This is a genomic window from Burkholderia sp. BC1 (assembly GCF_052683555.1).
The window spans coordinates 1-24283 of sequence record NZ_JBQYLP010000002.1 but is presented as its reverse complement, the minus strand read 5'-3'; the positions used below and the strand labels follow the sequence as shown (position 1 = coordinate 24283).

At 67.0% G+C, this 24283-nt stretch carries 24 protein-coding genes; 9 read left to right on the top strand and 15 right to left on the bottom strand.

The window, feature by feature from the left end:
* Positions 1–5 precede the first annotated feature (5 nt).
* The 5 genes from grpE to pabB all read left to right on the top strand — a co-directional run bounded on the left by grpE (position 6) and on the right by pabB (position 6336).
* Positions 6–551 carry a nucleotide exchange factor GrpE gene (gene grpE / locus ACSHSS_RS01375; RefSeq protein ID WP_253576571.1) on the top strand — a complete coding sequence of 182 codons (546 nt, stop codon included), beginning with the start codon at positions 6–8 and terminating at the stop codon, positions 549–551.
* Between the two features lie 10 nt (positions 552–561).
* The gene (locus ACSHSS_RS01370; RefSeq protein ID WP_006417104.1) at positions 562–981 is read left to right on the top strand and encodes a thioredoxin family protein; all 420 of its coding nucleotides are present in this window, start codon (positions 562–564) and stop codon (positions 979–981) included.
* A gap of 147 nt (positions 982–1128) precedes the next feature.
* Positions 1129–3075 (top strand): molecular chaperone DnaK, encoded by a 1947-nt coding sequence (gene dnaK, locus ACSHSS_RS01365; RefSeq protein WP_006401601.1) that lies wholly within the window; start codon positions 1129–1131, stop codon positions 3073–3075.
* Between the two features lie 264 nt (positions 3076–3339).
* Positions 3340–4470, top strand: a complete 1131-nt coding sequence (gene dnaJ / locus ACSHSS_RS01360) for a molecular chaperone DnaJ (RefSeq protein ID WP_039224554.1) — start codon at positions 3340–3342, stop codon at positions 4468–4470.
* A 3-nt stretch (positions 4471–4473) separates the two neighbouring features.
* A complete protein-coding gene (pabB, locus tag ACSHSS_RS01355; RefSeq protein ID WP_445544483.1) occupies positions 4474–6336 on the top strand; it encodes an aminodeoxychorismate synthase component I in 1863 nt (620 codons plus the stop codon).
* 104 nt (positions 6337–6440) lie between these two features.
* Here pabB and panB read toward each other — a convergent pair whose 3' ends face one another.
* From panB to hda, 6 genes are read right to left on the bottom strand one after another with little or no spacing between them, the layout of a single operon-like run.
* Positions 6441–7256 carry a 3-methyl-2-oxobutanoate hydroxymethyltransferase gene (gene panB, locus ACSHSS_RS01350; RefSeq protein ID WP_039224558.1) on the bottom strand — a complete coding sequence of 272 codons (816 nt, stop codon included), beginning with the start codon at positions 7254–7256 and terminating at the stop codon, positions 6441–6443.
* Positions 7257–7302: 46 nt separating this feature from the next.
* Positions 7303–7989: a deoxynucleoside kinase gene (locus ACSHSS_RS01345; RefSeq protein ID WP_048805218.1), complete on the bottom strand. Its 687-nt coding sequence runs from the start codon at positions 7987–7989 to the stop codon at positions 7303–7305.
* Positions 7986–8525 carry a 2-amino-4-hydroxy-6-hydroxymethyldihydropteridine diphosphokinase gene (gene folK / locus ACSHSS_RS01340; protein WP_006417097.1) on the bottom strand — a complete coding sequence of 180 codons (540 nt, stop codon included), beginning with the start codon at positions 8523–8525 and terminating at the stop codon, positions 7986–7988. The genes ACSHSS_RS01345 and folK overlap by 4 nt, the downstream gene beginning before the upstream one ends.
* Positions 8526–8560: 35 nt before the next feature.
* Positions 8561–10099, bottom strand: coding sequence for a polynucleotide adenylyltransferase PcnB (gene pcnB, locus ACSHSS_RS01335; RefSeq protein ID WP_445544482.1), 1539 nt, complete (start codon positions 10097–10099; stop codon positions 8561–8563).
* 5 nt (positions 10100–10104) lie between these two features.
* On the bottom strand, positions 10105–10782 hold the full coding sequence (locus ACSHSS_RS01330) for a histidinol-phosphatase (protein WP_006401594.1): 678 nt from the start codon (positions 10780–10782) through the stop codon (positions 10105–10107).
* A gap of 11 nt (positions 10783–10793) precedes the next feature.
* On the bottom strand, positions 10794–11528 hold the full coding sequence (gene hda / locus ACSHSS_RS01325; RefSeq protein ID WP_012467489.1) for a DnaA regulatory inactivator Hda: 735 nt from the start codon (positions 11526–11528) through the stop codon (positions 10794–10796).
* A 238-nt stretch (positions 11529–11766) separates the two neighbouring features.
* On the opposite strand from hda, the gene purM reads away from it, so the two are divergent.
* On the top strand, positions 11767–12822 hold the full coding sequence (gene purM / locus ACSHSS_RS01320) for a phosphoribosylformylglycinamidine cyclo-ligase (protein WP_006406403.1): 1056 nt from the start codon (positions 11767–11769) through the stop codon (positions 12820–12822).
* A gap of 100 nt (positions 12823–12922) precedes the next feature.
* Complete coding sequence (locus ACSHSS_RS01315) at positions 12923–13318, top strand: YybH family protein (protein ID WP_039224562.1); 396 nt, start codon at positions 12923–12925, stop codon at positions 13316–13318.
* A 91-nt stretch (positions 13319–13409) separates the two neighbouring features.
* Here ACSHSS_RS01315 and miaA read toward each other — a convergent pair whose 3' ends face one another.
* Together miaA and mutL are read right to left on the bottom strand one after the other, a co-directional pair.
* Positions 13410–14387 (bottom strand): tRNA (adenosine(37)-N6)-dimethylallyltransferase MiaA, encoded by a 978-nt coding sequence (gene miaA, locus ACSHSS_RS01310; RefSeq protein ID WP_217262375.1) that lies wholly within the window; start codon positions 14385–14387, stop codon positions 13410–13412.
* A complete protein-coding gene (gene mutL / locus ACSHSS_RS01305; RefSeq protein ID WP_445544481.1) occupies positions 14384–16372 on the bottom strand; it encodes a DNA mismatch repair endonuclease MutL in 1989 nt (662 codons plus the stop codon). Before mutL ends, miaA begins: the two co-directional genes overlap by 4 nt.
* A gap of 172 nt (positions 16373–16544) precedes the next feature.
* On the opposite strand from mutL, the gene ACSHSS_RS01300 reads away from it, so the two are divergent.
* Positions 16545–17228 (top strand): DedA family protein, encoded by a 684-nt coding sequence (locus tag ACSHSS_RS01300; RefSeq protein ID WP_006401587.1) that lies wholly within the window; start codon positions 16545–16547, stop codon positions 17226–17228.
* A 201-nt stretch (positions 17229–17429) separates the two neighbouring features.
* Here the strand turns inward: ACSHSS_RS01300 and ACSHSS_RS01295 are convergent, their stop codons facing one another.
* The 7 genes from ACSHSS_RS01295 to ACSHSS_RS01265 form a co-directional block, all read right to left on the bottom strand.
* Positions 17430–18242 (bottom strand): mechanosensitive ion channel family protein, encoded by an 813-nt coding sequence (locus ACSHSS_RS01295; RefSeq protein ID WP_445544480.1) that lies wholly within the window; start codon positions 18240–18242, stop codon positions 17430–17432.
* Positions 18243–18376: 134 nt separating this feature from the next.
* The gene (rfbD, locus tag ACSHSS_RS01290; RefSeq protein WP_445544479.1) at positions 18377–19288 is read right to left on the bottom strand and encodes a dTDP-4-dehydrorhamnose reductase; all 912 of its coding nucleotides are present in this window, start codon (positions 19286–19288) and stop codon (positions 18377–18379) included.
* A gap of 8 nt (positions 19289–19296) precedes the next feature.
* On the bottom strand, positions 19297–19848 hold the full coding sequence (gene rfbC / locus ACSHSS_RS01285) for a dTDP-4-dehydrorhamnose 3,5-epimerase (protein WP_048805208.1): 552 nt from the start codon (positions 19846–19848) through the stop codon (positions 19297–19299).
* Positions 19833–20726, bottom strand: a complete 894-nt coding sequence (gene rfbA / locus ACSHSS_RS01280) for a glucose-1-phosphate thymidylyltransferase RfbA (protein WP_445544478.1) — start codon at positions 20724–20726, stop codon at positions 19833–19835. The genes rfbC and rfbA overlap by 16 nt, the downstream gene beginning before the upstream one ends.
* Before the next feature lie 11 nt (positions 20727–20737).
* Complete coding sequence (gene rfbB, locus ACSHSS_RS01275; RefSeq protein WP_217075469.1) at positions 20738–21799, bottom strand: dTDP-glucose 4,6-dehydratase; 1062 nt, start codon at positions 21797–21799, stop codon at positions 20738–20740.
* Positions 21800–22000: 201 nt separating this feature from the next.
* Positions 22001–22834, bottom strand: a complete 834-nt coding sequence (locus ACSHSS_RS01270) for a class II glutamine amidotransferase (RefSeq protein WP_445544477.1) — start codon at positions 22832–22834, stop codon at positions 22001–22003.
* 97 nt (positions 22835–22931) lie between these two features.
* Positions 22932–23261, bottom strand: coding sequence for a carboxymuconolactone decarboxylase family protein (locus tag ACSHSS_RS01265; RefSeq protein ID WP_006401580.1), 330 nt, complete (start codon positions 23259–23261; stop codon positions 22932–22934).
* A gap of 128 nt (positions 23262–23389) precedes the next feature.
* Here ACSHSS_RS01265 and ACSHSS_RS01260 point away from each other — a divergent pair.
* On the top strand, positions 23390–24283 hold an 894-nt coding region (locus ACSHSS_RS01260; protein WP_445544476.1), incomplete at its 3' end, for a cupin domain-containing protein.

Sequence of the window (24283 nt, the reverse complement as noted above, 5' to 3'; positions counted from 1 at the left end):
GCGACATGGAAAACACGCAAGAGAACCCGGCATCCCAATCGGCCGAAGAAAACGGCAGCGAGACGCAGGCGGCACAAGACGCGGCTCCCGCCGCGCAAGCAGCCGACGCGGCGCTCGCCGAGGCTCAAGCCAAGGTCGCCGAGCTGCAGGAAAGCTACCTGCGGGCGAAGGCCGAGACCGAGAACGTTCGTCGTCGCGCGCAGGAAGACGTCGCGAAGGCCCATAAATTCGCGATCGAAAGCTTCGCCGAGCACCTGCTGCCGGTGCTCGACAGCCTCGAAGCCGCCGTCGGCGACACGTCGGGCGACATCGCCAAGGTGCGCGAAGGTGTCGAGCTCACGCTGCGCCAGCTGACGAGCGCGCTCGAGAAGGGCCGCGTCGTCGCGATCAATCCGGTCGGCGAGAAGTTCGATCCGCACCGCCACCAGGCGATCTCGATGGTCCCGGCCGATCAGGAGCCGAACACCGTCGTCACGGTGCTGCAAAAGGGCTACACGATCGCCGACCGCGTGCTGCGTCCGGCGCTCGTGACGGTCGCGCAGCCGAAGTAAGGGCGTCGCCATGCTACCCGCCGGCGTCGATCCGGCCGCGTTCGACGCGTTCGGCATGCAGCCGCTGTCCGCCGACACGTTCGACGCCGGCATCGCCGGCGCCGGCGACGCGCTCGCCGTGGTGTTCTTCTGGGGCGTCGACTGCTTCAACTGCGAGATCGCGAAGAAGGCGATGCTCGCGCAGCCCGACGCGATCCGCGCACTGGGCCTGAAGTGGTTCCACTGCAACGTGTACGAACACCGCGAGCTCGGGCGCCGCTTCGGGCTGCACGGCGTGCCCACCTGGTTCTTCTTCCATCGCGGCAAGCGGCTGGGCCGCGCGACCGGCTGGCACGGGCTCGCGCAGTTCCAGGCGGCGGTCGCGGCCGCGCGCGCGAAGATCGCTGCGTCGGCGCCCGCGGAGGACGATCCTGCTTCGCGCGGCGATTGAAAAAATTTAATATCCGCATCGGTCGTCAGGTCTTGAAAACGGATCCGCCGGACGCATTTCGGGAACAGAGTTGAATTCGGCGCGCGAAACCGGCCAAAAACGGCCGGTTTCGCGCAGCAAACAAGCATTTCTGGAGATTAGGAAAAAATGGGAAAGATCATCGGTATTGACCTCGGCACCACGAACTCGTGCGTCGCGGTGATGGAAGGCAACCAGGTCAAGGTCATCGAGAACTCGGAAGGTGCGCGCACCACGCCGTCGATCATCGCGTACATGGACGACAACGAAGTGCTCGTCGGTGCGCCGGCCAAGCGTCAGTCCGTGACGAACCCGAAGAACACGCTGTTCGCGGTGAAGCGCCTGATCGGCCGCCGCTTCGAAGAGAAGGAAGTGCAGAAGGACATCGGCCTGATGCCGTACTCGATCATCAAGGCCGACAACGGCGACGCATGGGTCGAGGCGCACGGGCAGAAGCTCGCGCCGCCGCAGGTGTCGGCCGAAGTGCTGCGCAAGATGAAGAAGACGGCCGAAGACTACCTCGGCGAGCCGGTCACGGAAGCCGTGATCACGGTGCCGGCATACTTCAACGACAGCCAGCGCCAGGCCACCAAGGACGCCGGCCGCATCGCGGGCCTCGAAGTCAAGCGGATCATCAACGAGCCGACCGCGGCCGCGCTCGCGTTCGGTCTCGACAAGGCCGAGAAGGGCGACCGCAAGATCGCCGTGTATGACCTCGGCGGCGGTACGTTCGACGTGTCGATCATCGAGATCGCGGACGTCGACGGCGAGAAGCAGTTCGAAGTGCTGTCGACCAACGGCGACACGTTCCTCGGCGGCGAGGACTTCGACCAGCGCATCATCGATTACATCATCGGCGAGTTCAAGAAGGAGCAGGGCGTCGACCTGTCGAAGGACGTGCTCGCGCTGCAGCGCCTGAAGGAAGCGGCCGAAAAGGCGAAGATCGAGCTGTCGTCGAGCCAGCAGACCGAAATCAACCTGCCGTACATCACGGCCGACGCATCGGGTCCGAAGCACCTGAACCTCAAGATCACGCGCGCGAAGCTCGAAGCGCTGGTCGAGGATCTGGTCGAGCGCACGATCGAACCGTGCCGCATCGCGATCAAGGACGCCGGCGTCAAGGTGTCGGACATCGACGACGTGATCCTCGTCGGCGGCCAGACGCGCATGCCGAAGGTGCAGGAGAAGGTGAAGGAATTCTTCGGCAAGGAACCGCGCCGTGACGTGAACCCGGACGAAGCCGTCGCCGTCGGCGCGGCGATCCAGGGCCAGGTGCTGTCCGGCGACCGCAAGGACGTGCTGCTGCTCGACGTGACCCCGCTGTCGCTCGGCATCGAAACGCTCGGCGGCGTGATGACGAAGATGATCAGCAAGAACACGACGATCCCGACGAAGCACTCGCAGGTGTATTCGACGGCGGACGACAACCAGTCGGCCGTGACGATCAAGGTGTATCAGGGCGAACGCGAAATGGCGGCCGGCAACAAGCTGCTCGGCGAGTTCAACCTCGAAGGCATCCCGCCCGCACCGCGTGGCGTGCCGCAGATCGAAGTGACCTTCGACATCGACGCGAACGGCATCCTGCACGTCGGCGCGAAGGACAAGGCGACCGGCAAGGAGAACAAGATCACGATCAAGGCCAACTCGGGTCTGTCCGAGGCGGAAATCGATCAGATGATCAAGGACGCGGAAGCGAACGCGGCGGAAGATCACAAGCTGCGTGAGCTGGCCGATTCGCGCAACCAGGGCGACGCGCTCGTCCACAGCACGAAGAAGGCGCTCTCCGAGTACGGCGACAAGCTGGACGCCGGCGAGAAGGAGAAGATCGAGGCGGCGCTGAAGTCGCTCGAGGACGTGCTGAAGGACACGTCGGCCGACAAGGCCGCGATCGACGCGAAGGTCGAGGAGCTTGGCAAGGCATCGCAGAAGCTCGGCGAGAAGATGTACGCCGACATGCAGGCCCAGGCGGGTGCGGCCGGCGCGGCCGGTGCAGCGGAGGGCGCGGCGCAGGGCGGCGCGCAGCAGGCTGCGGACGACGTCGTCGACGCCGAGTTCAAGGAAGTGAAGAAGGACTGAGGCCGGGTTGCAATGGCACCGTACGCCGCGCGCGCGAACCGCGCGCGGCGCGGCCGACAAGCCGTCTGTCTTTCCTTCCTGCCGCTGCGCGCTGCGCGGCGGATGGCCGGATCGACTCCACGCCTGGCGGGCTTCGCGGCCCTCCGGGCACATTTGTTTTTTGGCGGGCGCTGCGTAACGTCTGCGGCGCCGGACGAGTCGAGAGACTTTACTGCGGGCGAAAGGAGCCGGCGCGCGTGCGGCGCGCGGCGGCGGTGAATCGATATGGCGAAACGGGATTACTACGAGGTTCTGGGCGTCGCGAAGAACGCGAGCGACGACGAAATCAAGAAGGCGTATCGCAAGCTGGCGATGAAGTACCACCCGGACCGCAATCCGGACAACAAGGATGCGGAAGAGCATTTCAAGGAGGTGAAGGAAGCCTATGAAATGCTGTCGGACAGCCAGAAGCGGGCCGCGTACGACCAGTACGGCCACGCGGGCGTCGACCCGAACATGGGCGGTGCGGGCGCACAGGGCTTCGGCGGCTTCGCGGACGCGTTCGGCGACATCTTCGGCGACATCTTCGGTCAGGCTGCGGGCGGTCGTGGCGGCCGCGGCGGCCCGCAGGTGTATCGCGGCGCCGATCTGCGCTACAGCATGGAAATCACGCTGGAGCAGGCCGCGCACGGCTACGACACGCAGATCCGCGTGCCGAGCTGGGTATCGTGCGAAGTCTGTCACGGCTCGGGCGCGAAGCCGGGCACGAAGCCCGAAACCTGCCCGACCTGTCATGGCCAGGGCTCGGTGCGCATGTCGCAGGGCTTCTTCAGCATCCAGCAGACCTGCCCGAAGTGTCACGGCACCGGCACCTACATCCCGGAGCCGTGCGCGCACTGCCACGGCTCTGGCAAGGTGAAGGAAACCAAGACGCTCGAAGTGAAGATCCCGGCCGGGATCGACGACGGGATGCGGATCCGCTCGGCCGGCAACGGCGAGCCGGGCATCAACGGCGGGCCGCCGGGCGACCTCTACGTCGAGATCCACATCAAGCCGCACGCGGTGTTCGAGCGCGACGGCGACGATCTGCACTGCCAGATGCCGATCCCGTTCACGACGGCGGCGCTCGGCGGCGAGATCGAGGTGCCGACGCTGGCCGGTCGCGCGACGTTCCCGGTGCCGGAAGGCACGCAGTCGGGCAAGACGTTCCGTCTGCGCGGCAAGGGCATCAAGGGGCTGCGTTCGAGCATTGCCGGCGATCTGTACGTGCACGTCCAGGTCGAGACGCCGGTGAAGCTGACCGAGCATCAGCGCGATCTGCTCAAGCAGTTCGAGAAGTCGCTGGCCGAAGGCGGTGCGCGTCACAGCCCGCAGAGCAAGAGCTGGTTCGACCGCGTGAAGAGCTTCTTCGAGTAAGTCATGACTGACGGTAACGGGAGCGCGTCGTTCGCGCTCTTGGACGATTGCGACTCGACCGCGTCCGCGCGGTCGAGTCGTTTGTATTCGGGCTTCGTGCGTGAACGCGTGTGTACCGATCCCGCACGGCTCGACGCGCTCGATGCGGCGCTCGCGCAGGACTTGCGCGACGGTCTGCATGCGGTCGTCGTCGGCGACTATGAATTCGGACGCAATCTGCAACGTGCGCAGCCGGGCCATGCCCCGCTGCGCTTTTTGCTATATGCGCGCTGCGAGCGGCTGTCGTGCGCGGAGGTGGACGCGTGGCTCGCCGCGCAGGACGGCGCCGATACGCCGTCGATCGCGGGCGTCGCGCATGTGCGGAAAAGCGTGACGCGCGACGCGTTCGGCGCGGCGATCGCCGCCGTGCACGACGCGCTGCGCGCCGGCGATTCGTATCAGATCAACTATACGTACCGGCTGAACTTCGACGTGTTCGGCACGCCGCTCGCGCTGTACCGGCGGCTGCGTGCGCGTCAGCCGGTGCGCTACGGCGCGCTGATCGCGCTGCCCGACGGCGCGTGGGTCGTGTCGTGCTCGCCCGAGCTGTTCGTCGAGAAGCACGGCGAACTGCTGCGCGCACGGCCGATGAAGGGCACCGCGCCGCGTTCGGCCGATCCGCAGCAGGATGCGGCGTCCGCCGCGTTCCTCGCGAACGATCCGAAGAACCGCGCGGAAAACGTGATGATCGTCGATCTGCTGCGCAACGACGTGTCGCGGATCGCGCGCACGGGCACGGTCCGCGTGCCGGCGCTGTTTTCGGTCGAACCGTATGCGTCGGTATGGCAGATGACGTCGACGGTCGAGGCCGGCTGGCGCGACGGCACGACGTTCGCCGACATGCTGCGCGCGCTGTTTCCGTGCGGCTCGATCACGGGTGCGCCGAAGCACAAGACGATGCAGCTGATCGATGCGATCGAAACGACGCCGCGCGGCCTCTACACGGGCACGATCGGCTGGCTCGATGCGCCGCGCGATGCGGCCGCGGCGTGCGGCGATTTCTGTCTGTCGGTCGCGATCCGGACGCTGACGCTCGACGCGCCACCGGCCTCCGCGCCGGCGGGCGACGACCGGCGGCGCGGGACGATGGGCGTCGGCGCCGGCATCGTGCTCGACAGCGTGGCCGCCGACGAATACGCGGAGTGCGAATTGAAAGCACGCTTCCTGACCGACGCCGATCCCGGCTTCCAGCTGTTCGAGACGACCTGCGCGACGCGCGCGGACGGCATCCGCCACGTCGATCGCCACCTCGCGCGGCTGCAGCGCAGCGCGGACGCGTTCGGCTTTCGCTTCGATGCCGATGCGCTGCGGCGCGCGATCGACGCGCGCTGCGCGGCGCTCGACGGCGACGGGCCGTACCGGATGAAGCTCTCGCTTGCGAAGGACGGTACGCTCGACATCGTCGCCGCAGCGCTGAAGCCGCTGCCCGCGGGGCCGGTGCGCGTCTGGCTCGCGGCCGACCACGGCTTCGCGCCGACGCGCGCGAACGACGCGCTGCTGCTGCACAAGACGACGCGCCGCGCCGATTACGATCGCGCCTGGCAGGCGGCGGAAGCGCTGGGCGGCTTCGACATGCTGTTCGTCAACGAGCGCGGCGAGCTGACCGAAGGCGGGCGCTCGAACCTGTTCGTGAAGCTCGACGGGCAGTGGGTGACGCCGCCGCTCGCGTCGGGCGTGCTCCCGGGCGTGATGCGCGCAGTGCTGCTCGACGATCCGGCCTTCGGCGCGGTCGAGCGCATCGTCACGCGCGACGATCTCGCGCGTGCGCAGGCGCTGCTGCTCACGAACGCGTTGCGCGGCGCGCTCGACGCGGTATTGATGAAGTAGCGCGGCGCCTTCGCTCACGCTGCAAACAAAAAGCGCGACGCCCGGTGACGGACGTCGCGCTTTTTGTTTGTCGACGGATCGCGTGTATGCGCCGCGATGGATGCTCAGAACGAATGTTCGGGTCCGGGGAACGAGCCGTCCTTGACCGCCTTGACGTACGCATCGACCGCCGCCTCGATGTTCGGCTGCCCCTGCATGAAATCCTTCACGAAACGCGGCCGCTTGCCGGGGAAGATCCCGAGCATGTCGTGCAGCACGAGCACTTGCCCCGAGCAGTCGGCGCCCGCGCCGATGCCGATCGTCGGAATCTTCAGCATGTGCGTGACTTCCGCGGCGACGAGCGTCGGCACCGCTTCGAGCACGACGAGCTGTGCGCCGGCCGCCTCGATCGCGCGCGCGTCGCGCAGCAGCTGCGCGGCGCCGGCTTCGGTCTTGCCCTGCACCTTGAAGCCGCCGAACGCGTGGACCGACTGCGGCGTGAGGCCGAGGTGCGCGCATACCGGCACCGAGCGCTCGACGAGGAAGCGGATCGTCTCGGCGAGCCATTCGCCGCCTTCGAGCTTGACCATCTGCGCGCCTGCGCGCATCAGCTCGACCGCGTTCGCGAACGCATCGGCCGGCGTGCCGTAGGTGCCGAACGGCAGATCGGCGACGACGAGCGCACGCGGCTGCGCGCGCGCGACGCATGCGGTGTGATACGCGATGTCGTCGAGCGACACGGGCAGCGTCGTCGCGTGGCCCTGCAGCACGTTGCCGAGCGAATCGCCGATCAGCAGCACGTCGGTGCCCGCGCGGTCGAGCAATGCGGCGAAGCTCGCGTCGTAGCACGTGAGCATCGCGATCTTCTCGCCGGCGTCGCGCATCGCCTGCAGCTTCGGCACCGTCACGGCAGGCCGGCTCGATTCCTGGAGATAGGTCATGGGGAAATCCGGTTCGATGAGTGAAAAACGACGGGCGAGGCGCGCGTCAGCGCGTCGTCTCGCCCTTGACGAAGAATTCCTTGCGGCCGCGCATCGTTTCGATGCGCTCGACCAGCAGCGCGAAGTCTTCGGGGGAATCCAGCGGGTTCAGGTGTTCCGCGGCGACCGTCAGCACGGGCGTGCGGTCGTAGTGATAGAAGAATTCGTTGTAGGCGTCGACGAGCGCGCGCAGGTACGCATCGCTGATCTGCAGCTCCATCGGCAGCCCGCGCTTCTGGATCCGCGCGAACAGCACTTCGGGGCTCGCCTGCAGATAGACGACGAGATCGGGCGCCGGCGCGCGCGGCGCTTCGAGATGCGCGGCGAGCGACCGGTACAGCTGCCATTCGTCTTCGGGCAGGTTCAGCCGCGCGAAGATGTCGTTCTTCTGCGGCATGAAGTCGGCGACGACCGGCCGACCCGTATCGAGCGCGCCGATCAGCTCGGCTGCCTGCTGCGCGCGCTGCAGCGCGAACGACAGCTGCGTCGGCAGCGCATAGCGCGCGGTGTCGCGATAGAAGCGTTCGAGAAACGGGTTGTCCTGCGGCCGCTCGAGCAGCGTCTGCATCGACCAGCGTTCGGCCAGCAGCCGTGCGAGCGTCGTCTTGCCGACGCCGATCGGCCCTTCGATCACGAGATAGCGATGCGGGGCGCGCAGATCAGGCGCGGTGACGGTCAGCGGTGTCGGGTTCATCGGCAGCGGTTCTTGTCGGCGCCGTCGCCGGCGGCGAGCGCCTTCATCAGGCACTGACAGGTCTGCACCTTCTCGATGCGCTGGTGTGCGACCGCAGCGAGGAATGCGTCGGCGCGGCCGCGCGCCGGAATGTCGAGCAGCGGCTCGATCTCGACGAGCGGCACGAGCGCGAAGGCGCGCTCGGTCAGGCGCGGATGCGGGACGATCAGGTCGGCTTCGTCGATCGAATCGGCGCCGAACAGGAGGATGTCGATGTCGAGCGTGCGCGGCGCGTTGCGGTACGGACGTTCGCGGCCGAAGTGATGTTCGATCTTCTGGCAGAGCGCGAGCAGCTCGCGGGCGGCGAGCGTCGTGTCGACCTTGACGACGCAGTTGTAGTAGTCGTCGCCGCCCGCATCGATCGGCGCGGTGCGGTACAGGCTCGACTTGTCGAGAATCGTGATGGTGCGCTGCTGCGCGAGACACACCACCGCGTCCTTCAGGGTCTGGCGCGCATCGCCGAGATTTGCGCCGAGCCCGAGATATGCAACCGTCATGGCATCACTTCCTGCGTCGTTCGCCGGCGAGCGCGTCAGTCGTCGGAGCTGCCCGCGATATCGGGCGCCTGCTCGGCGGCGCCTTCGCCCGACTTGCGGTTGCGCGCACCGCCGCGGCGGCGCCGCTTGCGGGGCGATTTTTCCTTCGATCCGCCCTGCGAGAGCAGTGCCTCGCGCGCGGCCGCGTCGCCTTCGATGAAATCCGTCCACCACTGTCCGACAGCCGGGTCGAGCTCGCCGGATTCGCAGCGTAACAGGAGGAAATCATACCCCGCTCTAAATCTTTGGTGTTCCAGCAGCCGCAGCGCGCTGCGGCCCGAGCGTTTTTCGAGGCGCAGCTGCAGGCCCCAGATCTCGCGCATGTCGGCCGAATAGCGCTTGTGGATCGCCAGCTTTTCGGTCTGCATGTCGAGCACGTCGTCCATCGCGCGGTGCAGCGCGGGCACCGGGAATTCGCCTTCGGCCGTGTACTGCTCGAAGCGCTGGCGCATGTCGTGCCACAGCAGCGTCGCGAACAGGAAGCCCGGCGATACGGGCTTGCCGGCGCGCACGCGTGCGTCCGTATTGTTCAGCGCGAGCGTGATGAACTTCTCGCCCTGCGGCTGTTCGAGCACGACGTCGAGCAGCGGCAGCAGCCCGTGGTGCAGCCCTTCCTTGCGCAGCCGCTGCAGGCACGCGAGCGCATGGCCCGACAGCAGCAGCTTCAGCATCTCGTCGAACAGGCGCGCGGCCGGCACGTTGTTGATGAGATCGGCGAGCGCGTTGATCGGCTCGCGCGTGTGCGGCTCGATCTCGAAGCCGAGCTTCGCCGCGAAACGCACGACGCGTAGCATCCGCACCGGATCCTCGCGGTAGCGCGTCGCCGGATCGCCGATCATCCGCAGCAGGCGCGCACGCACGTCGGCCATGCCGTCGTGGTAGTCGAGCACCGTCTGCGTCGACGGGTCGTAGTACATCGCGTTGATCGTGAAGTCGCGGCGCGCGGCGTCTTCGTGCTGCTCGCCCCAGACGTTGTCGCGCAGCACGCGGCCGCTCGCGTCGACCGCATGCGTGCGGCGATCCAGCTCGTCGCGCTTCAGGCGCCTGGGCGGCTCGGCCGTCGCGGCTTCCGGCGGCGCATCGACGAGCGCGCGGAACGTCGACACCTCGATCAGCTCCTGGCCGAACTGCACGTGGACGATCTGGAAGCGGCGGCCGATCAGGCGCGCACGGCGGAACAGGCGCTGCACTTCGGTCGGCGTCGCGTCGGTCGCGACGTCGAAATCCTTCGGCGCGATCCCGAGCAGCAGGTCGCGCACTGCGCCGCCGACGATGAACGCGCGGTAACCGGCCTGCTGCAGCGTGTCGGTCACGCGCACCGCGTTCTTCGAGATCAGCGCGGGATCGATCCCGTGCACGCTGGCCGGCACGATGGTCGGCTCGTGATTGCTGCGCGGCTTTTTCGCGGCGGCGGCGCGCGCGGATCTGGCCGGCCGCGGTGCGGCGGAAGCCGGTGCGTCGGCCGCGCTCGCGGCGGGGGAGGTTTGCACGGCGTCGTCCTGGCCGAGCAGCTTGCGGATGAGTTTCTTGATCACGACGTTCAGAAGAGATCGAGGATGCGCCAGCCGCGGTCGCGGGCATGCGCGCGCAGCGTGTCGTCGGGATTGGTCGCGATCGGATCGGTGACTTTCTCGAGCAGCGGGATGTCGTTGTGCGAGTCGCTGTAGAAGTAGCTGCGCTCGAAGTCGTCCCAGTGCTTGCCGAGCGAGGCGAGCCAGGCTTCGGTGCGCACGATCTTGCCTTCGCGATAGCTCGGCGTACCGGTCGGCCGCCCCGTGTACGGCGAATCGGGATGGCCGTCGATCGTCTCGACCTCGCACGCGATCAGCGTCTCGACACCGAACGCGGCCGCGATCGGCCGCGTGATGAATTCGTTCGTCGCGGTGACGATGCAGCAGAGATCGCCCGCGTCGAGGTGCGTACGCACGAGTTCGAGCGCGGCGGGCGTCATCGCGGGGCGGATCACTTCGTGCATGTACTGCTCGTGCCATTGCGCGAGCTGCTCGCGCGAATACTTCGCGAGCGGCGTGAGCATCGCCGTCAGGTACGCATGGATGTCGAGCTTGCCGGCCTTGTAGTCGGCGAAGAACTGATCGTTCTGACGCGAGAAGCTTTCCGCGTCGACGATGCCGAGCTTCACCATGAAGCGGCCCCATTCGTGGTCGCTATCGGTCGGGATCAGCGTGTGATCGAGGTCAAAGAGTGCCAGATTAGTCATGGAAGCGCATTTTACTCGAAGCGGTTCGGGCCCGTGCCGGGCGGCGCGATGTCGTCGCCGGGGCGGGCCAGCATCCGGCGCAGCAGCGGCAGCGTGACCGCGCGTTTCTGCTCGAGCGAGAAGCGGTCGAGCGCGTCGAGCAGCGCCATCAGGCTCGGCATGTCGCGCCGGAAATGGGTGAGCAGATAGGCGGCCACGTCGTCGGTCAGCGTGATGCCGCGCTCCTTCGCCGCGAGGCGCAGCACGTCGATCTTGCCGGCGTCGGACAGCGGCGACAGGTGGAACACGAGCCCCCAGCCGAGCCGCGTGCGCAGATCCTCGCGCACGTCGAGCGCGAGCGGCGCCGCGGGGCCCGCCGCCACGAACGCGCTCGACGGATGCGCGCGGACTTCGTTGAACAGATTGAACAGCGCGACCTGCTGCGTATCGGACATGCGGTCGCAGTCGTCGATCGCATAGATGCCGATGCGCGGATCGAACGTGAACGCGCCGAGCGGGCTTTGCGGCGTCAGATAGCGTGCGTAGCCGTACGATGCGTCGCTGACGAGCGCCTGCAGCAGATGGCTGCGGCCGCTGCCGGGCTCGCCCCAGATGTAGAACGAGCGGTCCGGCACGGGGCCCGCCGCGAGCGCGAGATCGAGCTTCTGCAGCCGCGTGACGAGCTCGCCGTTCTCGCCCGTGATGAAGTTGTCGAACGTGGCGGGCGGCGGCGTGCCGAGATCGAGCGTCAGTTGACGGGTCACCATGCGGGTCGATTGGAAAAACGCGTGCCGGGCGCCGGGCACGCACCGCGGAACGCAGGCCGGTTGGCGGCACGCGCGACCGTACGCAGGGCGGCGCGCGGCGTCGTGCGCGGCTCGCTCGGCGAGGAAAACGGGGACGTGTTGGCCAAGATGCGATCCCTGACGATTCGATGCGGGGAATTCCGGCCAGCGGGCCGGCTTCGGGTAAAATCGCATTTTACCGACCTTCTCGCATTCCCCCATGAATCCTCCGAAATCCGCTCCCGACGCTCAGGGTCTGTCCTACCGCGACGCAGGCGTCGACATCGATGCCGGCGACGCCCTCGTCGACAAGATCAAGCCTTTTGCGAAGAAAACCCTGCGCGATGGCGTGCTCGGCGGCATCGGCGGGTTCGGTGCGCTGTTCGAAGTGCCGAAGAAGTACAAGGAGCCCGTGCTCGTGTCGGGCACCGACGGCGTCGGCACCAAGCTCAAGCTCGCGTTTCATCTGAACAAACACGACACGGTCGGCCAGGATCTCGTCGCGATGAGCGTGAACGACATCCTCGTGCAAGGCGCCGAGCCGCTGTTCTTCCTCGACTACTTCGCGTGCGGCAAGCTCGACGTCGATACGGCCGCCACGGTGGTCAAGGGCATCGCGCAAGGCTGCGAACTGTCGGGCTGCGCGCTGATCGGCGGCGAAACGGCCGAAATGCCGGGCATGTATCCGGACGGCGAATACGATCTGGCCGGCTTCGCGGTCGGCGCGGTCGAGAAGAGCAAGATCATCGACGGCAGCACGATCGCCGAAGGCGACGTCGTGCTCGGCCTCGCATCGAGCGGCATCCACTCGAACGGCTTCTCGCTCGTGCGCAAGATCATCGAGCGCGCGAATCCCGATCTGTCGGCCGATTTCCACGGCCGCTCGCTCGCCGACGCGCTGATGGCGCCGACGCGCATCTACGTGAAGCCGCTGCTCGCGCTGATGCAGAAGATCGCCGTGAAGGGCATGGCGCACATCACGGGCGGCGGCCTCGTCGAGAACATTCCGCGCGTGCTGCGCGAAGGCCTGACGGCCGAGCTCGACCAGAAGGCGTGGCCGCTGCCGCCGCTGTTCAAGTGGCTGCAGGAGCACGGCGGCGTCGCCGATGCCGAAATGCACCGCGTGTTCAACTGCGGGATCGGGATGGCCGTGATCGTGTCGGCGGCGGATGCCGACGCAGCGGTCGCCGATCTGACGGCTGCCGGCGAACAGGTGTGGAAGATCGGCACCGTGCGCGCGAGCCGCGAAGGCGAGGCGCAGACGGTCGTGGTCTGACGCACCGCGTTCTGCCGATGGATCAGCAAAACCGCCCGGGCTCGCACCGGGCGGTTTTTTTTCGGGCGCCGTACGGCGCGCTGCCGAAGGAGGGACGACGATGAGCGAAGACGAACGGGCGATTCGCGAACTGGTGGACAGCTGGTTCGTGTCGAGCCGGCGCGGCGATCTGGCCACCGTACTCGACCTGATCGCCGACGACGCGATCTTCATGGTGGCCGGCCGGCCGCCGTTCGACAAGGCGGCGTTCGCGGCCGCGTCGCGCGATGCGAATACCGGCGGCACCGATGCGCCGAAGATCGACGGCCGCTACCGGATCGACGAACTGCGCGTGCTCGGCGACTGGGCGTACATGCGCAACTTCATCGAGATCGAAGCGACGCCGCCCGGCGGCGATACCGTGCGCCGTTCCGGTCATACGCTGACGATCTTCCGCAAGCAGGACGGCCGCTGGCAGCTCGTGCGCGACGCGAATCTCGTGACGCTCGCGCAATGAGCGCGGCGACGGTGCAGGCGTGTTCCGGCTGCGTGGCGCGGGTCGCAGCGTAGGGGCGCCGTCGCGACGCGACCGGGCGATGTCGTCTGGCTCAACCCGCGGCAATGCGCCCGTCGAGCACGCGTTCGAGCGCGTCGAGTGCGCGCGCGGTCGAATCGGGCGCGATGCAATCGACGACGATCCGTTCCGGCATCGCGCGTAGCCACGTGATCTGCCGTTTGCACAGCTGCCGCGTCGCGAAGATGCCCTTGTCGCGCATCGTCCGGTAATCGATGTCGCCGTCGAGGAATTCCCATGCCTGCCGATAGCCGACGCAGCGCATCGACGGCAGGCCGAGATGCAGATCGTCGCGGCGGCGCAGTCGTTCCACTTCGTCGATGAAGCCCGCGGCGAGCATCGCGTCGAAGCGCTGAGCGATGCGCGCGTGCAGCACCGCGCGATCGGACGGTTCGAGCGCGACCGGCACGAAGCGGTAGGCGGCCGCCGCGTCGTCGGCGGGACGCGGCGCCGCGAGCAGCGCGGACATCGGCTGCCCGCTCAGCATGAAGACTTCGAGCGCGCGCTGAATGCGCTGCGCATCGTTCGGCGCGAGCCGCGCGGCCGTTGCCGGATCGATCTGCGCGAGCCGCGCATGCAGCGCGGGCCAGCCGTCGCGCGCGGCTTCGGCGTCGAGTTCCGCGCGCACCGCGGGATCGGCGGTCGGCAGATCGTTCAGCCCTTGCGTGAGCGCCTTGTAGTACAGCATCGTGCCGCCCGCGAGCAGCGGCGTGTTGCCGCGCGCGACGATCTCGCCGATCAGCCGCAGCGTGTCCGCGCGGAAGCTGGCCGCCGAATACGCGGCGGCCGGGTCGATGATGTCGATCAGATGGTGCGGCACGCGGGCGCGCTCCTCGCGCGTCGGCTTCGCGGTGCCGATGTCCATGTCGCGGTAGACGAGCGCCGAATCGACGCTGACGATCTCGATCGGCCGGCGCGCGGCGAGCGCCAGCGCAGCGGCCGTCTTGCCCGATGCGGTGGGGCCGAGCAGACAGGCGATCGTCGTCGGGACGGACTGCGCGGACACGCTCATTGGCCGCGCATGAACAGGCGGTCGAGATCGCTCAGCGTGAGCTGATACCAGGTCGGCCGGCCATGATTGCACTGGTCCGCGCGTTCGGTCGCTTCCATCTGACGCAGCAGCGCGTTCATTTCGTCGAGCGTCAGACGCCGGTTCGCGCGCACCGCGTGATGGCACGCGAGCGTGCCGAGCAGTTCGTGCTGGCGTTCGGTCAGCACGCGCGAGCCGCCGAACGCGTGCAGATCGGCGAGCACCGCGCGCGCGAGCGCCTGCAGGTCGGCGTCCTTCAGCAGCGCAGGCACCGCACGGATCGCGAGCGACGTCGGCGACAGCACGGCGAGATCGAAGCCGAGCGCTTCGAGCGTGTCGCGCTCTTCCTCGACGGTGCCGATCTCGACCGGCGTCGCCGTCATCGATACCGGCAGCAGCAGCGACTGCACGGCCACCGTGCGGTCCGCCAGCGCGTTCTTGAACTGCTCGTACAGGATGCGTTCGTGCGCTGCGTGCATGTCGACGATCACGAGCCCGTGCGCGTTCTGCGCCAGCACGTAGATGCCGTGAATCTGGCCGAGCGCGAAACCGAGCGGCTGCTCGTCGTGCATGGACACGGCAGACGGCATCGCCGCGAACCCCGGCAGCGCCGCGGCCGGGTCGTCGGCTGCGTCGCGCGCCGTCGCCGTCGTGGCGTCCGGCGTGCCGGCGCCCGTGTCCTTGCGGCCGAACAGCGCATCGTAGAGCGCGAGCGGCTGCGCGACCGGCAGCGTGCCCTGCGTCATGCGTGCCTGGCGCAGCCATGTGCTGCCCGGCGCTGACGAAGACGGCGACGAGAAACCGCTGCCGCCCGTCGATGCGGGCTGATTCGGGCTCTGGCCGAGCGGCGTCGACAGGAACGATGCCGGGCCGCGCGGCGCCGGTTCGAGATGCGCGGCGTGACCGCCTGCGGTGGTTTCCGGCGACGCGCCCGCATGGCGCGCGAGCGCGCGCTGCACCGCGTGGAATACGAACTGGTGGATCGAGCGCGAATCGCGGAACCGCACCTCGATCTTCGACGGATGCACGTTGACGTCGACCGCTTCCGGCGGCAGGTCGAGGAACAGCACGTACGACGGATAGCGGTCGCCGTGCAGCACGTCCTCGTACGCGGCCCGCACCGCGTGCGTGAGCAGCTTGTCGCGCACGAAGCGGCCGTTCACGAAGAAGTATTGCTGGTCCGCGCGGCCGCGACTTGCAGTCGGCAGCCCGGCGCAGCCGTACACGGCGAGCGGGCCCGCGCGCTCGTCGAGCGGCAGGTGCGCAGTCGCAAAACCGTCGCCGAGGATCTTCGCGACGCGTTGCGCAGGCTCGGTCGCGTTCCAGTGCTCGACGGCCTTGCCGTTGTGCAGCACCGAGATCGCGACGTCCGGCCGCGCGAGCGCCGCGCGGCGGATCATTTCGACGCAGTGGCCGAATTCGGTCTGCTCGCTCTTGAGGAACTTTCGGCGCGCGGGCGTGTTGAAGTACAGCTCGCGCACCTCGATCGTCGTACCGACCGCGCCGGCCGCGGGCGACAGCACGCCCGTCTGCGCGTCGATGCGCGTCGCGTGCGCGGCGTCCGCCGTGCGGCTCGTGATGAACATTTCGGCGACCGACGCGATCGACGCGAGCGCCTCGCCGCGGAATCCGAGCGTCGCGACCGCTTCGAGCTCCTCGAGCGAGCGGATCTTGCTCGTCGCGTGGCGCATCAGCGCGAGCGGCAGCTCGTTGGGCGGAATCCCGCAGCCGTCGTCGGTGATCGAGATGCGCTTCACGCCGCCTTCCTCGAGCACGATGCGCAGCGTCGTCGCGCCGGCGTCCATCGCGTTCTCGAGCAATTCCTTGACGACCGACGCCGGACGTTCGACGACCTCGCCCGCGGCGATCTGGCTGATCAGCTGGTCGGGCAGGGGCTGGATCGCGCGTAGCGGGCGCGGAGCAGGGGCGGGCGCGGCCGTCGCGGCCGTTTCGGTGAATTCGGACATGGCCGAATTATAGCGAGGCCGCGGGTGCGTGCCGGCGCCGCCGGCCGTTACGTTTTTTCACGGAGCGCGAAGGCAGTTTGGGTATCATGGCTGCGTCGCGCGCGCCGGCCTTGCCGGACGCCGTTTTCACCCCGGTGGCCGGTCTGGCCCTTTCGCCTTCGAGGAATCGCATTTGGATACGCTGCTTCATTTCGTCAACCTTGTCCTGCATATCGACGCATTCCTCGGCGATTTCATCCGGCAGTACGGCGCGTGGGTGTACCTGGTGCTGTTCCTGATCGTGTTCTGCGAGACCGGGCTGGTCGTGTTTCCGTTTCTGCCCGGCGACTCGCTGCTGTTCATCGGCGGCGCGTTCGCCGCGACCGGCGAAATGAATGTCGGTGCGCTGATCGTGCTGCTGCTCGTCGCGGCGATCGGCGGCAATACCGTCAACTATCTGATCGGTCGCTGGGTCGGGCCGAAGGTGTTCAATACGCGCATCCCGGTGCTCGAACGCTTCCTCGATCGCGCGGCGCTGCAGAAGACGCACACGTTCTATGAAAAGCACGGCGGCAAGACCATCGTGCTCGCGCGCTTCATTCCGGTCGTGCGCACGTTCGCGCCGTTCGTCGCGGGTGCCTCGGCGATGAGCGCGGCGCGCTTTCAGCTGTTCAACGTGCTCGGCGCGCTGATCTGGGTGCTGCTGCTCGTGCTGCTCGGTTATTTCTTCGGCAACATTCCGTTCATCCGCCAGTATCTGAACGTGATCGTGCTGGCCGGCATCGGCGCGGCAGTGGTGCCGGTCGCGATCGGCGCGCTGTGGAAACTTCTGCGCGGACGGCATTCCGATACGACGCAAAAAACCGGCGGGCGGTGAGGCCGACGCCGGCTGCGGAAGTGCGGTGAACGAGCGTGGCGGTGTGCCACGCATCGACGATCGACGAACCCCTCGCGTGGTACTGCGAGGGGTTTTGTTTTGCGGCGGCCGCTTTCGGCGCGGTCCGCCCGCTTTGTTCGTTCGTCGTTTCGGTGGAGGCTGTCGTGTCGCGCTTGCGTTTGCGTTTGCGTCGCGACGCCGTCATGCGCTGCGATGCGCGACTGGCGTTTCGGGCGTCGGGTACTGCGCGTCGCGGAACGTTTCGAGAATCACGCGGTGCGTGTCGCAGTAGACCTGCCAGTAATTCGCGGGCTGCGTGGACGGGCGCACGAACAGTAGCGGCCCTTCGGGCGTGAACTGCAGCACGCCGACGTCGGGCGCCGGATCGGTCAGCACGTTCGGAATCTTCTGGACTGCGGCCTTGAGCCGGTTGATCGCGTCGACCGCATCGACGCCGTTCGCAATCTTCGCGGTCAGATCGACGCGGCGGTACGGCGTTGCGCTGTAGTTGGCGATGTTGTCCGAGAAGATCTTGTTGTTGCCGACGATCGTCACGACGTTGTCGGCCGTGATGATCGTCGTGCCGAACAGGCCGAGCTCCTTCACCGTGCCGGTGACGCCGCCCGCGCTGATGACGTCGCCGACCTTGAACGGGCGCAGCACCTGCATGAACACGCCTGCGGCGAAATGCGACAGCAGCCCGCCCCACGCCGTGCCGATCGCGAGGCCGAGGCCAGCGAGCAGCGCGGCGAACGACGTGGTCTGCACGCCGAAGAGCTGCAGGATGGCGAGGATCAGCAGGATCGTCAGCAGCACGGTGACGACGGAGCTCAGATAGTCGGCAAGCGTCGGATCGACCTTGCCGGAGCGGCGCACGACCTTGCCGAGCAGGCGTGTGCCGACGTGAATCGCCCAGCGGCCGATGAACCAGAGCGCGATCGCGGCGAGCAGGTTCAGGCCGAAGTCGAGGCCGCGGGTCATCAGGAATTGTTGGGCGGTTTCCAGGTTCAGCATGGGGGCTCCGTGGGTGAAGGGGCCGACAGGCGGCTTGGGGACCGATGGTTATAACCGAAGCGCCCGCGATGCAGGATCAACAAATGTCAAAGACCGCACTGCATCGCGGGGAAATCGCGCGTTTCGCGCGTGAGCTAAGCGGAATGCCGGACCGTCTGCATCATGCAGAGCGCGAGCGCCGCTTCCCAGTGCGGCGCGTGCAGACCGAAATGCTCGGCGAGCTTCGCATTCGACATCTGCGAATTGGCCGGCCGCTTCGCGGGCGTCGGATATGCGCTGGCGGGAATCGGCATTACCGCCGGCTTTTTCGGCAGATCGGCGAGGCGGAAGATCGCTTCGGCAAAGCCATGCCACGACGTCGAACCGGCGGCGCACAGATGATAGATGCCCGAATGTGCATGCCACCATTCGCCGCGCACAGAGGCGCATGTCGCTTGCGCGACGACGTGCGCAGTCAGCGTCGCGATCGTGTTCGACCACGTCGGCGCGCCGATCTGGTCGGCGACGACTTTCAGTTCGTCGCGCTCGGCGCCGAGCCGCAGCATCGTCAGCAGAAAGTTCTTGCCGCGCGTGCCGTAGACCCAGCTCGTACGGAAAATCAGATGCGCGCATCCCGATGCCGCGATCGCGCGTTCGCCGTCGAGCTTCGTCCTGCCGTACACGTTTTGCGGGTCGACTGCATCGTCCTCGACGTACGGGCCAGCTTTCGTGCCCGAAAACACATAGTCGGTCGAGTAATGGATCAGCGCGGCGCCGATGCGCTTCGCTTCTTCCGCGAGCACGGCCGGCGCTTCCGCATTCAGCCGTGTGGCCATTGCCACGTCGGTCTCCGCCTGATCGACCGCCGTATAAGCGGCGGGATTCACGATCAAATCGGGCTTCAGGTCGCGTACGACGTCGCGCACCTGGTCGAGGCGCGACAGGTCGAGCCGGCTGCGATCGAGGGCGACCACGTTGCCGAGCCCCTGCAGCGTACGCTGCAATTCGAACCCGACCTGGCCGTTGATGCCGGTCAGCAGAATCGTTTTGCGATCGAAGGTCTGCACGGCGGCCCTCACTGGAAGCACTCGGCTTCGGCGAGCCGTTTGCCTGCCGCATCCTTCGCCGCCAATAGCGGCTCGAAATCGATCGGCCATTCGATGCCGATATCCGGATCGTTCCACACGATGCTGCGCTCGTGCTCGGGGTACCAGTAGTCGGTCGTCTTGTAGAGGAACTGCGCCGCCTCCGACAGCACGACGAAGCCGTGCGCGAATCCGGGCGGCACCCAAAGCTGCCGATGGTTGTCCGCCGACAGCGTCACGCCGACCCACTTGCCGAAATTCGGCGAGCTGCGGCGAATGTCCACGGCCACGTCGAACACTTCGCCTTCGACCACGCGCACGAGCTTGCCCTGCGCATGCTGGATTTGATAGTGCAGCCCGCGCAGCACCCCCTTCGCCGAGCGCGAATGGTTGTCCTGCACGAACTCGACGCCCGGCTCGACCTGCTCCGCGAACTCGCGCCCGTTGAAGCTTTCGTAGAAGTAGCCGCGCGCATCGCCGAATACCTTCGGCTCGATGATTTTGACTTCGGGCAGTGCCGTAGCAGTTACCGTGATGGCCATGCAACCTGATCCGTAAGAATGTTCAGCAGATATTTGCCGTAGCCGTTCTTCGCCAGCGGCTGCGCCAATTTCTGCACTTGTTCCGCATCGATCCACTGGCGGCGGTATGCGATTTCCTCGGGGCACGCGACCACCAGCCCTTGCCGCTTCTGCAGCGTCGCGATGAAGCTCGCCGCTTCGATCAACGAATCGTGCGTGCCGGTGTCGAGCCATGCGTAGCCGCGGCCCATGATTTCGACGTTCAGCGTGCCATCGGCGAGGTAGCGCGAATTGACGTCGGTGATTTCCAGTTCGCCACGCGCGGACGGCTTGATGTCGGCGGCGATGTCGCATACGCGGTTGTCGTAGAAGTACAGCCCAGTGACCGCATAGTGCGAACGCGGCTTCGCCGGCTTCTCTTCGATCGACAGCGCACGAAAGTCCTTGTCGAACTCGACGACGCCATACCGCTCGGGATCGTGCACGTGATAGGCAAACACGGTCGCACCGTGCTCCTGCGCGTTCGCGTGCTCGAGCTGCTTGGCGAGATCGTGGCCGTAGAAGATGTTGTCGCCGAGAATCAGCGCCGACGGATCGTTGCCGACGAAGTCCTTGCCGATGACGAACGCCTGCGCGAGACCGTCCGGCGACGGCTGCACCGCGTACTGAATGTTCATCCCCCACTGACTGCCGTCGCCGAGCATCGATTCGAAGCGCGGCGTGTCCTGCGGTGTCGAGATGATCAGGACGTCGCGAATGCCCGCGATCATCAGCGTCGACAGCGGATAGTAGATCATCGGCTTGTCGTACACGGGCAGCAGTTGTTTCGATACCGCGTGCGTGATCGGATAGAGCCGCGTGCCGGAACCGCCCGCGAGAATGATGCCTTTGCGTGCCATGTCTGCCACCCTTACGCGCGCTGCGCGTAGTTGGTCTCGACCCACTTGCGGTACTCGCCCGACGCGACTTCGTCGACCCACTGCTGGTTGTCGAGATACCAGTCGACCGTCTTCGCGAGACCGGTTTCGAACGTCTCCGCCGGCTTCCAGCCGAGTTCGCGCTCGAGCTTGCGCGCGTCGATCGCATAGCGGCGATCGTGGCCGGGGCGATCCGTCACGTACGTGATCTGATCGCGATACGAGCCTGCCGCCTTCGGCCGCTTCGAATCGAGCAGGTCGCACAGCGTATGCACGACCTCCAGGTTCTTCTTCTCGTTCCAGCCGCCGACGTTGTATGTTTCGCCCGGCACGCCGCGCGCGAGTACCTCGCGGATCGCGCTGCAGTGGTCGCCTACATACAGCCAGTCGCGCACGTTCTGGCCGTCGCCGTACACGGGCAGCGGCTTGCCGGCGAGCGCGTTCGCGATCATCAGCGGAATGAGTTTTTCCGGGAACTGGTACGGACCGTAGTTGTTCGAGCAGTTCGTCGTCAGCGTCGGCAGGCCGTAGGTGTGATGGTATGCGCGAACGAGATGATCGGAGCCGGCCTTGGTTGCCGAGTACGGGCTGTTCGGCGCGTACGGCGTCGTCTCCGAGAATTGCGGATCGGTTGCCGACAGCGAGCCGAACACTTCGTCGGTCGACACGTGCAGGAAGCGGAACGCGGCCTTGTCGGCTTCGCGCAGCGCGTTCCAGTATTGACGCGTGGCTTCGAGCAGCGTGAAGGTGCCGACCACATTGGTCTGCACGAAATCGGCCGGGCCGTGAATCGACCGATCGACGTGGCTTTCTGCCGCGAAGTGCAGCACCGCGCGCGGCTTGTGCTCGGCAAACAGCGCATCGAGCGCAGCGCGGTCGCAGATATCGACACGCGCAAACACGTGCTTCGGATTGCCTTCCAGCGACTGCAGCGTACGAAGGTTGCCCGCGTAGGTCAGTTTGTCGACGTTGAGCACGGCTTCGTCGGATGCGCGCAGCCAGTCGAGTACAAAGTTGGCGCCGATAAAGCCTGCGCCTCCTGTCACCAATATCATGTAGTCCCTTTTACGTTGAGCGGACGCGAGCCTTGCGCGCTCCATGGTCGGCAAGGCCCGTTCAAGGCCGCGCGAAGAATATCAAGAAACCGCGGGGCCGAACGGGCGTCCGGTCCGGCCGGCTCGACCGTGGGGTGCGGGCGGCCCTCGGGGCGCCGTCTCGCGTCAAACGGTCGAGTTTATCTTACCGACATCCGTCTCCTACTTATGCCGAGGCGCAAACCCCATACGCCGAACCTCCGCGCCGTGCGCGACGATCGCCGTGCTCTCCGGCACTTGCTCCCACGCACCGCGCAGATCGACGAGCGGTTCCGACACGACCATGAACGCATCGTCGCCGGCTTCCGCGATCCGCGGATTATGTGGATACAGCGCGTGCAGGTGCTTGAACGACGTGCTGTGGAACAGCGACCGCGATTGCCGCTCGCTCGAGTCGCGCACCGCGATGATCCGTTCGCCGTCCGTCGCGCAGATCGTCATGTTCAGCGGCTCGGCGACGCGGTGCCGCGCCGCGGTTTCCTCGACGATGCCGACCATCCGCTCGAGCGCCGGCAGCGGCGCCTGTTCGAGGCCGTACGTCAGCGCGAGCCGGAACATCAGTTCCGAATCGGTCGAGCCTTCGAGCGTCGGGAACAGCGCCGGATCGATCTTCATCGTCAGATCGCGGCGCAGCTTGTGGAAATCGCGGATCAGTCCGTTATGCACGAACAGCCAGCGGCCGTGCCTGAACGGATGACAGTTGGTTTCCTGCACCGGCGTGTCGGTTGCCGCGCGGATGCGCGCGACGAACATCGGCGAGCGGATCGCGCGTGCCGCTTCACGCAGATTGCGATCGTTCCACGCGGGATGCACGGAGCGATAGCGGAACGGCAGTTCGTCGGGGTGCCCGTACCAGCCGATGCCGAAGCCGTCGCCGTTGGTCGTCGTCGCGCCGAGCTCGGAATGCAGGCTCTGGTCGATCAGCGAATGCTTCGCGCGAAACAGCACGGTCTCGAGATGGATCGGGTTGCCCGTATAGGCGAGCCAGCGACACATGAAACGCTCCTTCGCGATGAGTCTGTGCGCATGGTAGCCGAGTTCCATGCGCGGCCGGCGTGGCGCGAATCCGTCGCGTCGCGCCGGCCTCGGCGCGTCAGTCGCCCATCGCGTCCATCACGCGCGCGGAGTAGACGAGCGCGGCGCCGGCATTGAGCGCGACTGCCACGCCGAGCGCTTCGGCGACTTCTTCCTTCGTCGCGCCGTGCTTCGCCGCCTCCGCGGTGTGCACGGCGATACAGCCGTCGCAGCGCGTCGTCACGGCGACCGCGAGCGCGATCAGCTCGCGCGTCTTCGCATCGAGATGGCCGGTTTTCGCGCCGGCGCCGGACAGCGCCTTGTAGCCGGCCAGCGTATCGGGCGACAGCTTCGCGATTTCGCCGATGCGCGTCGAGAGTTCCTTCCGGTATTCGTTCCAGTTCAGCATGATGCGTCCTTTGGAAAAGAGGTGAGGAGGGCGGCCGCAGCCGCAATCTTGGCGATGCAGGGCTATTCTGCGCGTTCGCACTGAGGCTTTCGATACGCTACAGTGTCGATTTTTAGCGCAATCGTCTCATGGATGCATTGAGCCAACTGTTATTGCTCGGCCGCAGCCACGTCGAGCTCGATCTGCGCTGTCTGCTCGACGGCGCGTTCGCGATGCCGCACGCACCGCTGCCGCCCGGCGAGGCGGCCTTTCATCTGGTGCTGGCGGGCAGTTGCCGGCTGCGTACCGCCGGCGGCCGTACGTTGCAACTGGCCGAAGGCGACTTCGTGTTGCTGCCGGGCGGCGACGCGCACGATCTGCTCGACGCGATCGCGGTCCGGTCGCGCGCCACCGCGCCGTTGCGCGAGCCGGACCGCGACGGCGGCACGGTGCTGCCGATCAAGTCGAATCTGGGTGCAGCCGACCGGGATCGCGCGAGCGTGGATCTGCTCTGCGGCCGCTTCGTCTACGCACGCGGCGCCGGCGAATTGCTGATGCGGACGCTGCCGCGCATGCTGCACGTGGGTTTGCGCGACGGGCTCGCGACGGCGCCGCCGCTGCAGTGGCTGACGGATGCGCTGCGCAGCGAGGCGTCGAGCGCGCAGCCGGGCGCGCGGGCGATCGTGAATGCGCTCGGGCAGGCGTTGCTCGCGTATGCGCTGCGCGCGTACGGGCGCGATACGCGGATGCCGTCGGGCTGGCTCGCAGTCGCGGCCGACGCGCGGCTCGGCCCGTCGGTTCTGGCCGTGCTGCAGGCGCCGGCGAAGCCGTGGACGGTCGAGTCGCTCGGCGACGCCGTCGCGATGTCGCGCGCGACCTATGCGCGGCATTTTCGCGAGAAGGCGGGGATGAGCGTCGGCGCGTTTGTCGCGCAGATTCGGATGATGCATGCGTGCACGCTGCTGCAGGAGACACAGCGCGGGCAGGCGGAAATCGGGCAGGCGGTGGGGTATCAGTCGGAGGCCTGTCTCTTATACACATCT

Bases quoted from the DNA above. Each gene is read 5' to 3' on its own strand.
- grpE (WP_253576571.1), top strand. From the start codon at position 6: ATGGAAAACACGCAAGAGAACCCGGCATCCCAATCGGCCGAAGAAAAC.
- ACSHSS_RS01370 (WP_006417104.1), top strand. From the start codon at position 562: ATGCTACCCGCCGGCGTCGATCCGGCCGCGTTCGACGCGTTCGGCATG.
- dnaK (WP_006401601.1), top strand. From the start codon at position 1,129: ATGGGAAAGATCATCGGTATTGACCTCGGCACCACGAACTCGTGCGTC.
- dnaJ (WP_039224554.1), top strand. From the start codon at position 3,340: ATGGCGAAACGGGATTACTACGAGGTTCTGGGCGTCGCGAAGAACGCG.
- pabB (WP_445544483.1), top strand. From the start codon at position 4,474: ATGACTGACGGTAACGGGAGCGCGTCGTTCGCGCTCTTGGACGATTGC.
- panB (WP_039224558.1), bottom strand. From the start codon at position 7,256: ATGACCTATCTCCAGGAATCGAGCCGGCCTGCCGTGACGGTGCCGAAG.
- ACSHSS_RS01345 (WP_048805218.1), bottom strand. From the start codon at position 7,989: ATGAACCCGACACCGCTGACCGTCACCGCGCCTGATCTGCGCGCCCCG.
- folK (WP_006417097.1), bottom strand. From the start codon at position 8,525: ATGACGGTTGCATATCTCGGGCTCGGCGCAAATCTCGGCGATGCGCGC.
- ACSHSS_RS01330 (WP_006401594.1), bottom strand. From the start codon at position 10,782: ATGACTAATCTGGCACTCTTTGACCTCGATCACACGCTGATCCCGACC.
- hda (WP_012467489.1), bottom strand. From the start codon at position 11,528: ATGGTGACCCGTCAACTGACGCTCGATCTCGGCACGCCGCCGCCCGCC.
- purM (WP_006406403.1), top strand. From the start codon at position 11,767: ATGAATCCTCCGAAATCCGCTCCCGACGCTCAGGGTCTGTCCTACCGC.
- ACSHSS_RS01315 (WP_039224562.1), top strand. From the start codon at position 12,923: ATGAGCGAAGACGAACGGGCGATTCGCGAACTGGTGGACAGCTGGTTC.
- miaA (WP_217262375.1), bottom strand. From the start codon at position 14,387: ATGAGCGTGTCCGCGCAGTCCGTCCCGACGACGATCGCCTGTCTGCTC.
- mutL (WP_445544481.1), bottom strand. From the start codon at position 16,372: ATGTCCGAATTCACCGAAACGGCCGCGACGGCCGCGCCCGCCCCTGCT.
- ACSHSS_RS01295 (WP_445544480.1), bottom strand. From the start codon at position 18,242: ATGCTGAACCTGGAAACCGCCCAACAATTCCTGATGACCCGCGGCCTC.
- rfbC (WP_048805208.1), bottom strand. From the start codon at position 19,848: ATGGCCATCACGGTAACTGCTACGGCACTGCCCGAAGTCAAAATCATC.
- rfbA (WP_445544478.1), bottom strand. From the start codon at position 20,726: ATGGCACGCAAAGGCATCATTCTCGCGGGCGGTTCCGGCACGCGGCTC.
- rfbB (WP_217075469.1), bottom strand. From the start codon at position 21,799: ATGATATTGGTGACAGGAGGCGCAGGCTTTATCGGCGCCAACTTTGTA.
- ACSHSS_RS01270 (WP_445544477.1), bottom strand. From the start codon at position 22,834: ATGTGTCGCTGGCTCGCCTATACGGGCAACCCGATCCATCTCGAGACC.
- ACSHSS_RS01265 (WP_006401580.1), bottom strand. From the start codon at position 23,261: ATGCTGAACTGGAACGAATACCGGAAGGAACTCTCGACGCGCATCGGC.